The sequence below is a fragment of the Inquilinus ginsengisoli genome (assembly GCF_031453975.1).
In the GTDB taxonomy this organism is placed as follows: Bacteria; Pseudomonadota; Alphaproteobacteria; order DSM-16000; family Inquilinaceae; genus Inquilinus; species Inquilinus ginsengisoli_A.
Map to the genome: position 1 here is coordinate 98,733 of NZ_JAVDPW010000001.1, position 14,926 is coordinate 113,658.

The 14,926-nt window shown below is 70.0% G+C and carries 12 protein-coding genes; 9 read left to right on the forward strand and 3 right to left on the reverse strand.

Features of this window, described 5'->3' with window-relative positions:
* Positions 1-212: 212 nt before the first annotated feature.
* The 3 genes from E9232_RS00575 (at position 213) to E9232_RS00585 (ending at position 4,536) form a co-directional block, all read left to right on the forward strand.
* Complete coding sequence (locus tag E9232_RS00575; protein ID WP_309791452.1) at positions 213-2,678, forward strand: calcium-binding protein; 2,466 nt, start codon at positions 213-215, stop codon at positions 2,676-2,678.
* A gap of 223 nt (positions 2,679-2,901) precedes the next feature.
* Positions 2,902-4,074 carry an isovaleryl-CoA dehydrogenase gene (locus E9232_RS00580; RefSeq protein ID WP_309791453.1) on the forward strand — a complete coding sequence of 391 codons (1,173 nt, stop codon included), beginning with the start codon at positions 2,902-2,904 and terminating at the stop codon, positions 4,072-4,074.
* Between the two features lie 36 nt (positions 4,075-4,110).
* Positions 4,111-4,536 carry a hypothetical protein gene (locus tag E9232_RS00585; protein WP_309791454.1) on the forward strand — a complete coding sequence of 142 codons (426 nt, stop codon included), beginning with the start codon at positions 4,111-4,113 and terminating at the stop codon, positions 4,534-4,536.
* Positions 4,537-4,557: 21 nt separating this feature from the next.
* On the opposite strand, the gene E9232_RS00590 is transcribed toward E9232_RS00585, so the two are convergent.
* Positions 4,558-4,998, reverse strand: coding sequence for a cupin domain-containing protein (locus tag E9232_RS00590; RefSeq protein WP_309791456.1), 441 nt, complete (start codon positions 4,996-4,998; stop codon positions 4,558-4,560).
* Positions 4,999-5,168: 170 nt separating this feature from the next.
* Between E9232_RS00590 and E9232_RS00595 the strand changes: the two genes are divergently transcribed.
* The 5 genes from E9232_RS00595 to E9232_RS00615 all read left to right on the forward strand — a co-directional run bounded on the left by E9232_RS00595 (position 5,169) and on the right by E9232_RS00615 (position 10,472).
* Positions 5,169-6,161 carry a BMP family protein gene (locus tag E9232_RS00595; protein WP_309791458.1) on the forward strand — a complete coding sequence of 331 codons (993 nt, stop codon included), beginning with the start codon at positions 5,169-5,171 and terminating at the stop codon, positions 6,159-6,161.
* Positions 6,161-7,723 carry an ABC transporter ATP-binding protein gene (locus tag E9232_RS00600; RefSeq protein ID WP_309791459.1) on the forward strand — a complete coding sequence of 521 codons (1,563 nt, stop codon included), beginning with the start codon at positions 6,161-6,163 and terminating at the stop codon, positions 7,721-7,723. Before E9232_RS00595 ends, E9232_RS00600 begins: the two co-directional genes overlap by 1 nt.
* A complete protein-coding gene (locus E9232_RS00605) occupies positions 7,713-8,762 on the forward strand; it encodes an ABC transporter permease (protein WP_309791461.1) in 1,050 nt (349 codons plus the stop codon). Before E9232_RS00600 ends, E9232_RS00605 begins: the two co-directional genes overlap by 11 nt.
* A complete protein-coding gene (locus E9232_RS00610; RefSeq protein ID WP_309791462.1) occupies positions 8,759-9,703 on the forward strand; it encodes an ABC transporter permease in 945 nt (314 codons plus the stop codon). The genes E9232_RS00605 and E9232_RS00610 overlap by 4 nt, the downstream gene beginning before the upstream one ends.
* A gap of 67 nt (positions 9,704-9,770) precedes the next feature.
* Positions 9,771-10,472: a hypothetical protein gene (locus E9232_RS00615; RefSeq protein WP_309791463.1), complete on the forward strand. Its 702-nt coding sequence runs from the start codon at positions 9,771-9,773 to the stop codon at positions 10,470-10,472.
* Positions 10,473-10,478: 6 nt separating this feature from the next.
* On the opposite strand, the gene E9232_RS00620 is transcribed toward E9232_RS00615, so the two are convergent.
* Together E9232_RS00620 and E9232_RS00625 are read right to left on the reverse strand one after the other, a co-directional pair.
* Positions 10,479-12,260, reverse strand: a complete 1,782-nt coding sequence (locus E9232_RS00620) for an acyl-CoA dehydrogenase (protein ID WP_309791465.1) — start codon at positions 12,258-12,260, stop codon at positions 10,479-10,481.
* On the reverse strand, positions 12,257-13,174 hold the full coding sequence (locus E9232_RS00625) for a dienelactone hydrolase family protein (RefSeq protein ID WP_309791466.1): 918 nt from the start codon (positions 13,172-13,174) through the stop codon (positions 12,257-12,259). The genes E9232_RS00620 and E9232_RS00625 overlap by 4 nt, the downstream gene beginning before the upstream one ends.
* A gap of 189 nt (positions 13,175-13,363) precedes the next feature.
* Between E9232_RS00625 and E9232_RS00630 the strand changes: the two genes are divergently transcribed.
* Positions 13,364-14,581 (forward strand): OpgC family protein, encoded by a 1,218-nt coding sequence (locus tag E9232_RS00630; RefSeq protein ID WP_309791468.1) that lies wholly within the window; start codon positions 13,364-13,366, stop codon positions 14,579-14,581.
* The last annotated feature ends 345 nt before the right edge of the window (positions 14,582-14,926 follow it).

A 14,926-nucleotide genomic window follows, 5' to 3' on the forward strand; every position in this document is an offset into this window, starting at 1 on the left:
ATAAAATAACTGCAGGTGTGAAAATAAAGAACTCAACCTGCAGATAGAACTTATATGGAATCAAACTCATCTATCTATTTCGTCATTGAAAAGTAAAAAACGAGAATTTCTATGGACAGCCCTATCGTTTTTTGCCTGAATGCCGGCTGGCTGGCCCTGTGGGCGGCGGCCGGGCTGTCAGCTTGGCAAGGGTTTCTTGGAGGAGGAATAAGATGGGTCTTCTTGACGGCCTGCTCGGAGACGGCGGACTGCTCGGCGGATTGCTTGGCAACGACGGTCTCCTCGGCGGCCTGCTCGGCAGCGACGGCCTACTCGGCGGTCTGCTCGGTGGCGATGGAGCGCTCGGGGATCTCCTGAGCGAGGATCTTCTCAGCGGCGTGATCGGAACCGTGAAGGGCGTCCTGGGCGCGCTTGACGGCGTTCTCGGCAGCGGCGAGGGCGAAGGCCTGCTCGGCGGCGTGTTCGGTCTGGTCGACGGCCTGCTCAACGGCCTGCTCGGCGGGGCCCTTGGCACCGGGCTGACCGACGGCCTGCTCGGCTCGGTCGAGGATCTGCTGCACAACATTCTCGGCGGCGACCTGCTGGGCGGCGTGCTCGGCGGCGTGCTCGAGACCGTCAACGGCCTGCTCGGCGGCCTGCTCGGTGGCGGCCTGCTCGGCGGCGCCGCGGCTGACGGCGCCCTCGGCGGCGCGCTCGACACCGCGCACGGCCTGCTGGACGGCATTCTCGGCGGCAGCGACCTGCTTGGCGGCCTGCTGGACGGCGACCTGCTGGGCGGCGTGCTCGACACCGTCGGCGGCCTGCTGAACGGCGTGCTCGGTGGCGACCTGCTCGGCGGCGGCCTGCTGGACGGCGTGCTCGGCGGCGACCTGCTCGGCGGCCTGCTGGATACCGTGAGCGGCCTGCTCGGCGGCATCCTCGGCGGCGACCTGCTCGGCGGCATCGGCGGCAGCAACGATCTCCTGGGCGGCGTGCTCGACCTGGTCAGTGGCCTGCTTGGTGGCCTGACCGGCGGCGGCGACCTGCTCGGGGGTCTGCTCGGCGGCGATCTGCTCGGTGGCCTGCTCAGCACGGTCGAAGGCCTGGTCGGCGGCCTGCTCGGTGGTGACCTGCTCGGCGGCGACCTGCTCGGCGGCCTGCTCGGCACGGTCGGCAACCTGCTGAGCGGCCTGCTCGGCGGCGACCTGCTCGGCGGCGTCGGCGGCGGGATCCTGGACGGCAACCTGCTCGGCGGCCTGCTCGGCACGGTCGAGAGCCTGCTTGGCGGCGTGCTCAGCGGCAACCTGTTGGGCGGCGACCTGCTCGGCGGCATCACCGACACGCTGCACGACCTGCTCGGCAACCTGCCGATCGGCGGCGACCTGGTCGGCGGCATCCTCACCACGGTCGAGGGTCTGCTCGGCGGCCTCACCGGCGGCAACCTGCTCGGCGGCGACCTGCTGGGCGGCCTGCTCGGCACGGTCACCGGCCTGCTCGACGGCCTGCTGGGCGGCAATGTGCTGGGCGGCCTCGGCGGCACCGGCGGCCTGGGCAACCTCGGCGGCGTGGTCGAGGGCATCCTCGGCGGCGTGCTGTCGACGGTCGAAGGCGTGGTTGGCGGCCTCCTGGGTCAGGACGGCGTCGGCAGCCTGCTGCACATCAACGACCTGCTGTCCGGCCTGCTCGGCGGCGGCAACACCCTCGAAGCGGCGCTCGACACCATCCTGTCCTCGATCGGGGACGCGCTGGGCGGCATCGACGTCAGCGGCCTGGGCCATGTCGGCCCGCTCAGCGCCGTCACCGGCCTGCTCGGCTCGGTGCTGAACGTGGTCGGCCTGGGCGCCAACAGCCTGGCCAACATCGTCGGCGACGTGGCCGGGTCGAGCGACCACATCAACGGCACCGCGAATGCCGACATCCTGAACGGCTATCTCGGCAACGACCTGATCCATGGCAACAACGGGTCCGATCGCCTCGATGGCGGCACGGGCAACGACACGCTCTATGGTGATGCCGGCAACGACACCATCACGGGCGGCCTGGGCAATGACGTCATCGTCGGCGGTGCCGGCGCGGACATCATGATCGGCGGCAGCGGCAACGACGTCTACTACGCCGACAACAACGGCGACCGGACGCAGGAGCTGGCCAACGGCGGGCTCGACACGGTGGTCGTGGCGAAGAACTGGGTGCTGAGCGACAACGTCGAGAACCTGCTGTTCGTCGCTCATGGCGGCAACAACGGCGTCGGCAATGCCCTGAACAACAGCCTGACGGGCAATGAGCTTGCCAACGGCCTGGCCGGCCTGGCCGGGAACGACATCCTCGATGGCAAGGCCGGGAACGACATCCTCGACGGCGGCGCAGGGACCGATACCCTGACCGGCGGCCTGGGCGCCGACACCTTCCGGTTCCTGTCGATCGGCCAGACCACGGTCGGCGCGGGTCGGGACGTGATCCTCGACTTCACGCACGCCCAGGGCGACAAGATCGACCTGCACTTCATCGACGCCAGCACCAAGGTTGTGGGCGACCAGGCCTTCAACTTCATCGGCGCGGCGAACTTCTCGGGTGTGGCCGGTCAGCTGCACTTCCAGAACGGGATCCTGAGCGGCGACATCAATGGCGACGGCCATGCCGATTTCGAGATCCAGGTGAAGGGCGCGACCGCGCTGGTCGTGACCGACTTCGTGCTCTGATCGGCTTCGGCTGATCGGGGGATCGGCCCCAGGCGCCTGGCCCACGGGCGCCTGGGACTCCGATCCCGTTGCGGGGGACGGGCCGCGCGATGCTTCCAGATCGCGCGGCTTTTCTTTTGTCTCAAGGGCTGGGCGATGTCCCGGCATCGCAGGGCTTTTCATTTGTTGCCCGGGCTTTGCTACAGTGCGGCCAAACACGCTGTGACTGGGAGCGACGCCCGCCATGATCCCCAATGCGCCGCAAGGCCTCGACTTCATGCTCGGCGAGACCGCCGACATGCTGCGCGATTCGGTCCGCAGCTTCGCCGACGCCGAGATCGCGCCGCGCGCCGCCGCGATCGACCGCGACAACCAGTTCCCGATGGACCTGTGGCGCAAGATGGGCGACCTCGGCGTCCTCGGTGTGACCGTGGAGGAGGAGTATGGCGGCGCCGGTATGGGCTATCTCGAGCACATGGTGGCGATGGAGGAGATCTCCCGCGCCTCCGCCTCGGTCGGCCTGTCCTACGGCGCCCACTCCAACCTCTGCGTCAACCAGATCAAGCTGAACGGCAGCGACGAGCAGAAGCGCCGCTATCTGCCGAAGCTGATCTCGGGCGACCATGTCGGCGCCCTGGCGATGTCGGAGACGGAGGCCGGCTCCGACGTGGTCGGCATGAAGCTGAAGGCCGAGAAGAAGGGCGACCGCTTCGTCCTCAACGGCACCAAGATGTGGATCACCAACGGCCCGGATGCCGACACGCTGGTGGTCTACGCCAAGACCGACCCGGCGGCCGGCCCACGCGGCATCACCGCCTTCCTGGTCGAGAAGGGGTTCAAGGGCTTCTCCACCGCCCAGAAGCTCGACAAGCTCGGCATGCGCGGCTCCAACACCTGCGAACTGGTGTTCCAGGATTGCGAGGTGCCGGAGGAGAACGTGCTGGGCCAGGTCGGCGGCGGCGTGCGGGTGCTGATGAGCGGCCTGGACTACGAGCGCACGGTGCTGGCCGCCGGCCCGCTCGGCATCATGCAGGCCTGCCTCGACATCGTCCTGCCCTATGTCCGCGACCGCAAGCAGTTCGGCCGGGCGATCGGCGAGTTCCAGCTGATGCAGGGCAAGGTGGCCGACATGTATGTCGCGCTCAACGCCAGCCGCGCCTACGTCTACGCCGTCGGTCAGGCCTGCGACCGCGGCCGGGTCACCCGCCAGGATTCGGCCGGCGCCATCCTCTACGCCGCGGAGAAGGCGACCTGGATGGCGCTGCAGGCGATCCAGGCCCTGGGCGGCAACGGCTACATCAACGAATTCGCCACGGGGCGGCTGCTGCGCGACGCCAAGCTGTACGAGATCGGCGCCGGCACCTCCGAGGTCCGCCGCATGCTGATCGGCCGCGAGGTGATCGGGCTGCGGGGTTGAGGGGGTGGCGGATCGGACATAGGGGAGGGGACGGAGATGTCGCTGAGACTGCGGATGCTGGTCGCGGCCGTGCTGTTGCAGCCGGCGATCTTCGGCGCGGCCCTGGCGCAGACGACGGGGAATGAGGCTGTCTCCGCCGGCAAGGCGGCGGTCAAGGCCCTGATCGGCAACACGCTCGTCTTCACCACGCCCGGCGATCCCGGCGACAAGGTCGCCCTCTACATCCTGGCGGACGGGACCGGGCGCTTCACCATGGACGGCGGCGACGCTGCGGGCAGGCCGAAATCCATCCGATGGTCGATTCGGGAGGACGGAGCCCTCTGCGTGGTCGAGGTCGGCAAGACCCGCAAGGATGGGGATTGCGCTGCGATCTCGGTCGCCGGTGACAGCGTGACCCTGAAGCCGCAGGGCGACCCGGCCATCCCCGGCAAGATCCTGAAGGGCAACCCCCGGAAGCTGTAGCGCAGGCCGCCCTTCCCGGGCCTATTTGTCGAAGGTGGTCAGGGTCGCGCCGTCGTCGCCGACCGCGATGGCCACCAGCTTCGCCGGCTCCGTGGTGCTGGCGTTCTCGCTGACGCCATGGGCCGAGCCGGGCGGCTCGATCCAGAACTGGCCGGCCTGGAACACCGCGGTCGGGCCGCCATTGACCTGGGACCGGATGGCGCCGGACACGACATAGGCGAACACCGTGGCCGAGGCGGCGTGGTGATGCGCCGGCGAGGCGCCACCCGGCGCGTAGTCGACGGTCAGCGCCGTCAGCGTCTTGCCCGGGATGTTGGCCAGCTTCTGCGCCGTCAGCGGGGTAACGGTCTCGCCACGCGCCGCCGCGGCGACAGCCGTCCAAGCCTGGCCGCCGGCGAAGCCCAGCGCCAGCATTCCGGCCAGGGCCGCGGTGGCGAGGACTCGCTTGGAATTCGAGGTCATGTCGTCTCTCCAGGACGGGCCGGGGCCGCACACCGCGTCCGTGCCCGTTCAGAGACAGAGACGAGACAGCCCGCACGGATGTGACGGTGGTCCCGGCGGCCTGTTGCACCGCCCGCTGGTTTCTGCACACTTGACCGGTTGGTCAGAACGACAAGAAACAGGGGGCATCGATGCTGGGACGAATCGGACGCCGCGCCGTGCTGGGCGTGGCCGCGCTGGCGCTGGGCGCCGCGACGCTGCCGCAGGCCTGGGCGGCGGACAAGCTGGCGGTGGCGGCGGTCTACACCGTGCCGGTCGAGCAGCAATGGGTCAGCCGGCTGCACAAGGCGCTGAAGGCGGCCCAGGACCGCGGCGAGATCGACTACGTCTATTCCGAGAACGTGTCGAACACCGACTATGAGCGCGTGATGCGCGAATACGCCGAGGGCGGCAAGAAGCTGATCATCGGCGAGGCCTTCGGGGTCGAGCGCGGCGCCCGCGCCGTGGCCAAGGACTATCCCGACACCGCCTTCCTGATGGGCTCCAGCCTGCCGCCGGCCGAGCCGAACTTCTCGGTGTTCGACAACTACATCCAGGACGCCTCCTACCTCACCGGCATGGTCGCCGGGCTGAAGACCAAGTCGAACAGGATCGGCATGGTCGGCGGCTACCCGATCCCCGAGGTCAACCGCCTGATGCACGCCTTCATGGACGGCGTGCTGGCGGTCAACCCGCAGGCGAAGTTCTCGATCACCTTCATCGGCTCCTGGTACGACCCGCCCAAGGCCAAGGAGGCGGCCTTCGCCATGGTCGATGCCGGCGCCGACGTGCTTTACGCCGAACGCTACGGCGTCTCCGACGCGGCGAAGGAGCGCAAGGTGCTGGCCATCGGCAACGTCATCGACACCCAGGCCGAATACCCCGGCACCGTGGTGGCCAGCGCGCTGTGGCAGATGGAGCCGACCATCGACCGCGCCCTCAAGGCGGTGGCCGGCGGCAGCTGGAAGGCCGAGGATTACGGCCCCTACAGCAGCATGAAGGCCGGCGGCGCCTCACTCGCCGCGCTGGATCCCAAGCTGGTCGACCAGGCCATCATCGACAAGGTCCTGGCCCGGCAGAAGGAGATCGAAAGCGGCGCCTTCACGGTCAAGGTCGACGACAGCGAGCCGAAGCCGACGCTGTGATGATCACCCCGGAGGCCGCGCAGGCCGCGTCGGCCCTGCGCCTGCGCGGCATCACCCGGCGCTTCGGCGCGCTGGTCGCCAATGACGGCATCGATCTCGACCTCGCCCGGGGCGAGGTGCTGGCGCTGCTCGGCGAGAACGGCGCCGGCAAGACCACGCTGATGAACATCCTGTTCGGCCATTACGTCGCCGATGCGGGAACGGTCGAGGTGGCGGGGCCGGGCGGCGGCCTGGTCCCGCTGCGCCCGGGCTCGCCCCAGGCGGCGCTGGCCGCCGGCATCGGCATGGTGCACCAGCACTTCACCCTGGCCGACAATCTCAGCGTCTTCGACAACATCGTGCTGGGGTCGGAATCGCTGTGGCGCCCGGCCCAGCGCCGCGCGAGTGCGCGGGCGAAGCTGGCGGCGCTGATCGAAAGCTCCGGCCTGGCCGTGCCGCTCGATGCCGCCGTCGCGTCGCTGTCGGTCGGCGAGCGCCAGCGGGTCGAGATCCTGAAGGCGCTGTACCGCGACGCCCGCATCCTGATCCTGGACGAACCGACCGCGGTGCTGACGCCGCAGGAGGCCGAAGGGCTGTTCGCCACGCTGCGCCGGCTGGCGGAACAGGGCCTCGCCATCGTCTTCATCTCGCACAAGCTGGCCGAGGTGCTGGCGATCAGCCGGCGGGTGGTGGTGCTGCGCGCCGGCCGGGTGGTGGCGGAGATCGCGACCGCCGGCGTCGACCGCGCCGCCCTGGCCGAGGCCATGGTCGGCCGCCCGGTGCCGGTGACCCAGAAGCGGCCGGCGGCGCCTGGAAGCCCCGTGCTGGCGCTGGACGGCATCCGCCTGCGCGGACCCGACGGCCGGCTGCGGCTCGAGGATGTCTCGCTGCAACTGCGCGGCGGCGAGGTGCTGGGCATCGCCGGGGTCTCGGGCAATGGCCAGGCGGCGCTGGCCGGGTTGGTCTCCGGCCTGGCGATGCCCGAATCGGGCCGCATCGTGCTGTTCGGCGGCGCGGCCCCGGTCGGCGTCTCCGCCGCCATGGTCGCGGCCGGCGTCGGCCGCATCCCGGAGGACCGCCACCATGATGGCGTGGTCGGCGACATGGCGGTGTGGGAGAATTTCGCGCTGGAGGATTACCGCCGGCCCGATTCCCAGCGCTGGGGCCTGCTGCGCCGCGGCGCGCTGCGCGCCCGCGCCCGCTGGCTGATCGGGTCCTACGGCGTGAAGTGCCAGGGGCCGGAGGCGCGGACGCGGTTGCTGTCCGGCGGCAACATCCAGAAGCTGATCCTCGGCCGGGTGCTGGACCGGTCGCCCGGGTTGGTGCTGGCCTGTCAGCCGACCCGCGGCCTCGATGTCGGCGCGGTGGCCGAGATCCACGCCCGGCTGCTGGCCGCCCGCGACCGCGGCGCCGGGGTGCTGCTGATCTCGGAGGATCTCGACGAGATCTTCGCCCTGTCCGACCGTGTCGCCGTGCTGTATCGCGGCCGCCTGACCCCGCCCTGTCCGGCCGAGGGCCTCACCATCCGCGCGCTCGGCCTGATGATGGCCGGGCAGGAGCCGGAGTTCGCTCATGCGTCTTGAGCCGCGCGAGCGGGCCTCATCCTTGCTGGTGCTTGGCGTCTCGGTCGGCGCCGCAATCCTGGCGCTGCTGCTCTGCGCCATCCCGCTGCTCTGGGCCGGGGCGCCGGTGCTCGACGCCTACCGGGTGATGGCCGAAGGGGCGTTCGGCTCGCGCTTCGCCGTGGCCGAGACCCTGTCGCGGGCCACGCCGCTGATCCTGACCGGCCTGGCCGCCACCGTCGCCTTCCGGGCCAAGCTGTGGAACATCGGCGCCGAGGGCCAGCTCTATCTCGGCGCGCTGGCGGCGGCGGCGCTGGGCTCCGGCGCGCTCGACCTGCCCGGCTGGGCGCTGCTGCCGCTGGTGCTGGCCGCGGGCGCGGTGGCGGGCGGCCTGTGGATGCTGGGGCCGACCCTGCTCAAGACCCGGTTCGGCGTCGACGAGGTGGTGACCACGCTGCTGCTGAACTTCGTGGTGCTGCTGTTCGTGTCGATGATGCTGGAAGGGCCGATGAAGGACCCGATGGGCATGGGCTGGCCGCAATCGGCGCCGCTGCTCGACGCCGCCGCCCTGCCCAAGCTGATCCCGCGCACCCGCATCCATGCCGGGCTGCTGATCGCCGTCGCCGCCGCCGTGCTGGTCTGGCTGATGACCACGCGCACCGTCTGGGGCTTCGAGATGCGCGCCACCGGCGCCAACCCGGCCGCGGCCCGCTTTGCCGGCATGCCGGTCGGCCGGGTGATGCTGCGGGTCGGGCTGATCTCCGGCGCCCTGGCCGGCCTGGCCGGGGTGGGGGAGGTGGCGGGGCTGAAGGGCTACCTGACCCTCGACCTGTCGCCCGGCTACGGCTATGCCGGCATCGTCGTCGCCATGCTGGCGCAGCTGCATGCGCTGGGCGTGCTGCTGGCGGCGCTGTTCGTGGCCGCGGTGTTCGTCGGCGCCGACAGCATGAGCCGGGCGATCGGCGTCTCCAGCTACATCGCCAACCTGATCGTCGCCACCTCGCTGCTGACCGTGCTGCTGTCCAGCACCATCCTGCGCTACCGGGTGCGCTGGCGATGAGTGCTGTGCTCGACATCCTGCTGGCCGCCAGCTTCTGGGCCGCGGCGCTGCGCATCGCCACGCCGCTGATCTTCGGCACGCTGGGCGAGCTGATCTGCGAGCGCGCCGGGGTGCTGAACCTCGGCATCGAGGGCATCTTCACCGCCGGCGCCATGGCCGGCTGGATGTGGGTGTACCAGGGCGGCGACCTGTGGACCGGGGTGATCTTCGCGGCCGGGGTGGGCGCCGCCTTCGGCCTGCTGCACGCGCTGCTGACCGTGCCGCTCGGCCTGTCGCAGCACGTCACCGGCATCGGCGTCACCCTCTTGGCCAGCAGCCTGTCCTACTTCACCTACCGCATGGTGCTGCCCAACGCCTCGACCCCGCCGCGGATCGAGCCGTTCCAGCCGGTCGCGCTGCCCGGCCTGTCCGACCTGCCCTGGATCGGGCCGGTGCTGTTCCAGCAGACGCCGCTGACCTATCTCGCGCTGGCCGCCGTCGCCGCCACCGCCTGGGTGCTGTACCGCACGCCGCTGGGCCTGGCGCTGCGGGCGGTGGGCGAGAACCCGGCGGCGGCCGAATCCCAGGGGGTCGACGTGGTCGCGGTCCGCCTCGGCGCGGTCATGGCCGGGTCGGCGCTGATGGCGGTGGGCGGCGCCTTCCTGACCATGTCGGCCTTCAACGCCTTCTTCTTCGAGATGGTGGCCGGGCGCGGCTGGGTTTGCATCGCGCTGGTGGTGTTCGCCTCCTGGCGGCCGGGCAAGGCGCTGCTCGGCGCCGTGCTGTTCGGCGCCTTCGACGCCTTCCAGGTGCGGCTGCAGCAGCTGGCCGGCGGGGTGGTGCCGTACCAGGTCTTCCTGATGCTGCCCTACCTCCTCAGCATCCTGGCGCTGATCGCGATGTCGCGCCGCGCCGCGGTGCCCAAGGCCTTGATGGTGCCCTATCGCAAGGGCGAGCGTTAGACTGCGGTCCGGACCCGTGCTAGGGAAGGCGCGGATTGCGAGCCGGTCGCAAAGTGGGAGTGTGGGAATGAGCGAACCTCTGCGCCTCTATGTCGGATACGATTCGCGCGAGGACATCGCCTGGCAGGTCTGCCGCTATTCGGTGCTGCAGCACGCGTCCAAGCCGGTCGAGGTGACGCCGCTGAAGCTGCCGGAGCTGCGGGCCCAGGGCATCTACACCCGGCCGGTCGACACGCTGGGCTCCACCGAATTCACCTTCAGCCGCTTCCTGGTGCCGGCCCTGGCCGGGTTCGAGGGCTGGGCGGTGTTCTGCGACTGCGACTTCCTGTGGTTCGGCGACATCGCCGACCTGTTCGCCCAGGCCGACGACCGCTATGCGGTGATGGTGGTGCAGCACGACTACCAGCCGAAGGAAGCGGTGAAGATGGACGGCAAGGCCCAGGCCGCCTATCCCCGCAAGAACTGGTCCAGCCTGATGCTGTTCAACTGCGGCCACCCCTCGAACAAGACCCTGACGCCGGAGGTGGTGAACCGCGAGACCGGCGCCTTCCTGCACCGCTTCCAGTGGCTGTCCGACGACCAGATCGGCTCGCTCGACACCGGCTGGAACTGGCTGGAGGGCTGGTACCCCAAGCCGGCGCAGGGCACGCCGCAGGCGGTGCACTACACCCGCGGCGGCCCGTGGTTCGAGAACTACCAGGATGTCGACTACGCCCAGGAGTGGCGCGATACCGCCGAAGAGGTGAAGCGGCTGGGGATCAAGGCCTGAGGGCCGTCAATCCTCCTCCGCCCCGGTCACGCTGCGCCAGCCTTCGGTGATCGGCAGCAGCAGGCCGGCGGCCTGGGGCAGGTACTGTTCGGCGAAGAAGCGGGCGTGGGTCAGCTTGGCGGCACGGAAGGCCGGGTCGCCCCCCTCACTCCCATCGGCCATCACCGTCAGCGCCGCCCGCGCCATCAGCCAGCCGCCGGCGACCAGCCCGAACATGCGGAGGTAATGGACCGCGCTGGCCGCCACCGCCGCCGGATCCTCCGGCGCGGTCTCGACGACCCAATCGGTCGCCGCCATCAGCGCCGCCAGGCTTTCGATCAGCCGGTCGCGGATCGCCGCCGCCGCGGGGTGGCGGGCGCCGGCCAGCTCGGCCTGGGTCCGCGCCATCTCGTCGAACAGCACCCGGGCGGCGACGCCGCCGTCGCGCGCCACCTTGCGGAACACCAGGTCGTTGGCCTGGATGCCGTTGGTGCCCTCGTAGATCGGCGTGATCCGGGCGTCGCGCAGGTGCTGGGCGGCGCCGGTCTCCTCGATATAGCCCATGCCGCCATGGACCTGGATTCCGGTCGAGGCGACCTCGCAGCCGGTGTCGGTGCACCAGCCCTTCACGACCGGGGTCAGCAGGTCGACCCGCGCCTGCGCCTTCGCTCGCTCGATCGGGTCGGGATGGCCTCGGGCGAGGTCCAGCGCGGCGCCGGCGGCATAGGCCAGGGCCCGCATCGCCTCGGTCTGGCTGCGCATCGACAGCAGCATGCGGCGGACATCGGGGTGGGCGGCGATGGGGGCCGGAGCATCGAGCCCGATCGGCTTGCCCTGGACCCGGGTGGCGGCATAGGCCTCGGCGGCCTGGGTGGCGCGCTCGGCGATCGCCACGCCCTGCAGCCCGACGGTCAGCCGGGCGTTGTTCATCATCGTGAACATGTATTCGATGCCGCGGTTCTCCTGCCCGATCAGGAAGCCGGTGGCGCCGCCGCCGTCGCCATAGGCCATGACGCAGGTCGGGCTGGCATGGATGCCCAGCTTGTGCTCGAGGCTGACGCAGCGCAAATCGTTGCGGGCGCCGGGGTTGCCGTCGGCATCGGGCAGCAGCTTCGGCACCAGGAATAGGCTGATGCCCTTGATCCCGGCCGGCGCCTGCGGGGTGCGGGCCAGCACGAGATGGACGATGTTCTCGGCCATGTCGTGGTCGCCATAGGTGATGAAGATCTTCTGGCCGGTGATGCGCCAGGTGCCGTCCGCCTGCTTCTCCGCGCGGGTCCGCACCGCGCCGACGTCGGAGCCGGCCTGCGGCTCGGTCAGGTTCATGGTGCCGGTCCACACGCCGGAGACCAGCTTGGGCAGGTAGGTCTTCTTCTGCTCGTCCGAACCATGGGCCTGCAGCGCCTCGACCGCGCCCTGGTTCAGGACCGGGCACAGGCCGAAGGCCATGCTGGCCGACTGCCACATCTCCGACACCGCCATCGCTACCGCCCAGGGCAGTTCCTGCCCGCCCCATTCCGCCTCGAAGGGCAGGGCGTTCCAGCCGCCGTCGCGGTACTGGGCATAGGCCTCGCGGAAGCCGGGGGCGGTGCGCACCACCCCGTTCTCCAGCGTGGCGCCGACCCGGTCGCCGCCGGCGTTCAGGGGCGCGATCACCTCGCCGGCCAGCCGCCCGGCCTCGTCCAGCACCGCCTCGACCAGCTCCGCCGTGGTCTCCCCCTTGCCGGGCAGGGCGGCGATGCGGTCCAGCCCGACCAGGTGCCGCAGCACGAAGCGCATGTCGGCCAGCGGCGCGGCATAGGCGGTCATTGGACGATTCCTTGGCTTCCGTTTTGGTTGGGATTTCCGTTTACGTAAACGGGAGATTTCCCCGAAGCGGCGACGGAATCAAGTCCCAGTCGCCGGTCGAGGAAGCCCAGCGTCCGCCGCTCGGCGTCGTCGACCGGGGTCCAGCTCGGGCTCAGGGCCGGCGGATCGGCGATCGGCGTGGTGCGGTCCAGCAGCGCCGTGGTCGGGGCAGTGAAGTCGAAATTGTGCTGCTGGCCGGGATAGACGATCAGGCTGACCGCAGCACCCTTCGACAGCCAGGCGCCGAACAGCGTGCCGCAGGCGGCGGCCGGCGTCACCGTGTCGGCCGACCCCATCAGCACCAAGAGCGGCGTGTCGCCGACCGGCTGGGTGTTGGTCATGTACTGGTCGCAGCGCGGGTATAGCGCGATCGCCGCGGCGAAATGCGGGGCGGTCTTGGCGATCAGGGACTGGCGCATCGTCGCGGTGGCGGCGACGGCGGTGGTCGCACCTTGAGACCAGCCGAGAACGGCGATCTCCTTCGGGTTGATTTCCTTGCGGGTCTGCAGGTATTCCAGCGCCCCGACCGCGTCCTTGACCCGCAGCTCGACCGGGACGGTTTGCAGCCCGACCGAGATGATCTCGCGGTAGCCGCGCGCGGTGTAGCTGTCGACCAGGAACATGGCGTAGCCGCTGGCGGTCAGCCGGGTCGCCCAGCGGTCATGCGCCGGGGCGTAGCCGCCCGACCCGTGCAGCCCGACCACGGCCGGGAAGGGGCCGGCGCCCTGGGGCAGGAACAGGCGTCCGGTGATGACCTCGCCGGACAGGCTCTTGAACATGACGGTTTCGGCCGGTGCGACGCCCTGGGCCTGGGCGGCGGGGATCCGGACGACCGAGGCCGTCAGCAGCAGGATGGCGATGCAGAGACGAAACACGGTCGATCCAACCCTCCAGGCGGGAGTGTTCCACGAGTTCGTTCTTCCGGGGAACAACGGATTCGTTGTCCCCGGGAAATGACGAATTTTCCGGGGATTTGCGGCATTCATTTCCCAGGGAACCTCGCCTGCGATGAAGCGTTCCCTCAATGCATCGTCATGTCGCGCGATGCAGGCCGGAGTGGTGAAATGACCGCACAGAAGCCGGTGCGGGACGTTCGGATCGATTTCTTCCGTGGTCTCGCGCTGATCATCATCTTCATCAACCATACGCCGGGAAATATCGTCGGATATTTCACGCCGCGGATGTATGGGTTGAGCGATGCGGCGGAGATCTTCATCTTCCTCGCCGGCCTGTCCTCGGCCATGGCCTTCGGCCGCAGCTTCGGCCGGGCCGGATTCCTGGCCGGGCTGGGCCGGGTGGCCCTGCGCGTGTGGCAACTCTACCGCGCCCATATCGGCCTGTTCATCCTGATCTGCGGCATCATCGTCACCGCCGACCGCATCTTCGTCACGCCGAACTACGTCTCTCAGCTCGGCCTCGACCGGTTCTTCCAGGATCCGGGCGGGTCGCTGGTCGCCCTGCTGTCGCTGCACTACGTGCCGCATTATTTCGACATCCTGCCGCTCTACATCCTGCTGCTGACGGCGGTGCCGGTGATGGTGCTGCTGGCGCGGATCTCGCCGGTGCTGGTGGTGCTGGCCTCGGCCCTGCTCTATGTCGGCGCGGTGGTCGAGGGCTGGAACCTGGTGGCCGACACCACCGAGGGCCGCGGCTGGTTCTTCAACCCATTCGCCTGGCAGGTGCTGTTCGTCGCCGGCTACGGCTACGGCGCCGGCTGGTTCGAGGTGCCGCAGGCGACGCGGGCGCGCATCACCGCGGCGCTGGTCTACATGGTGTTCTGCGCCGTGTTGGCGCTGTCGCTGGTGCGGCTGGACGGCGGCCTGTTCGCCGGCATGCGCGACATCCTGGAGCCGATGGCGCGGAAGACCGATGTCGGCCCGCTGCGCCTGCTGCACTTCTTCGCCCTGGCCTATCTCGTGGTGTCGCTGCTGCGCGCCGCGCCGGACCTGATCACGCCGCGGCGGGCCGAGCCGGTGGCGCTGATGGGGCGGCATTCGCTGTCGGTGTTCCTGCTCGGCATGGCCCTGTCCTTTGTCGGCGGCATCGTGTTCGACCAGGCCGGCACCGGGATCCTGCCGCATCTCGCGGTCAATCTCGGCGGCATCGGCCTGCTGTGGGCCTGGGCCCGCGGCGCCGCCTGGTTCAACGGCCAGCCCTGGAAGCGTGGCCGCGACCTGCCGGCCCGGCCGGTCCCGGCCACTCGGATGCGGCCCGCCCGCACCGCCCCGATGCCGGCCCCGGCCATGGCCCGGCTGCGCCTGGCGCCGCGGCGGGGGTTGTAGGCTGCGGCGGAGCTGTCCTTGTGCCGTCGCCGGCCTGAACCTGGCTTTCCATGTCATTGCCCGGCTTGACCGGGCAATCCAGGGGCCACGAAGAGCGCTCTCGCCGCCCCTGGATGCCACGGTCAAGCCGTGGCATGACGAGTGAGGGGGGCGACGTCGCTCCGGATTCTGCTGCCGCCCGTCCGCTCCGGCCGTCCCCTGACCCCGAACATAGCGGACCGCCGACAAGGCGCTTTACGCCGCCGCCAATTAAGGATACTTAAGATCCTTAAGGATTCTTCATATCCTTAATGACTTTGGCCGACGGCCCCCGTTCGCCCGGGCCCTGCCGGCCCTGCGTGCCAC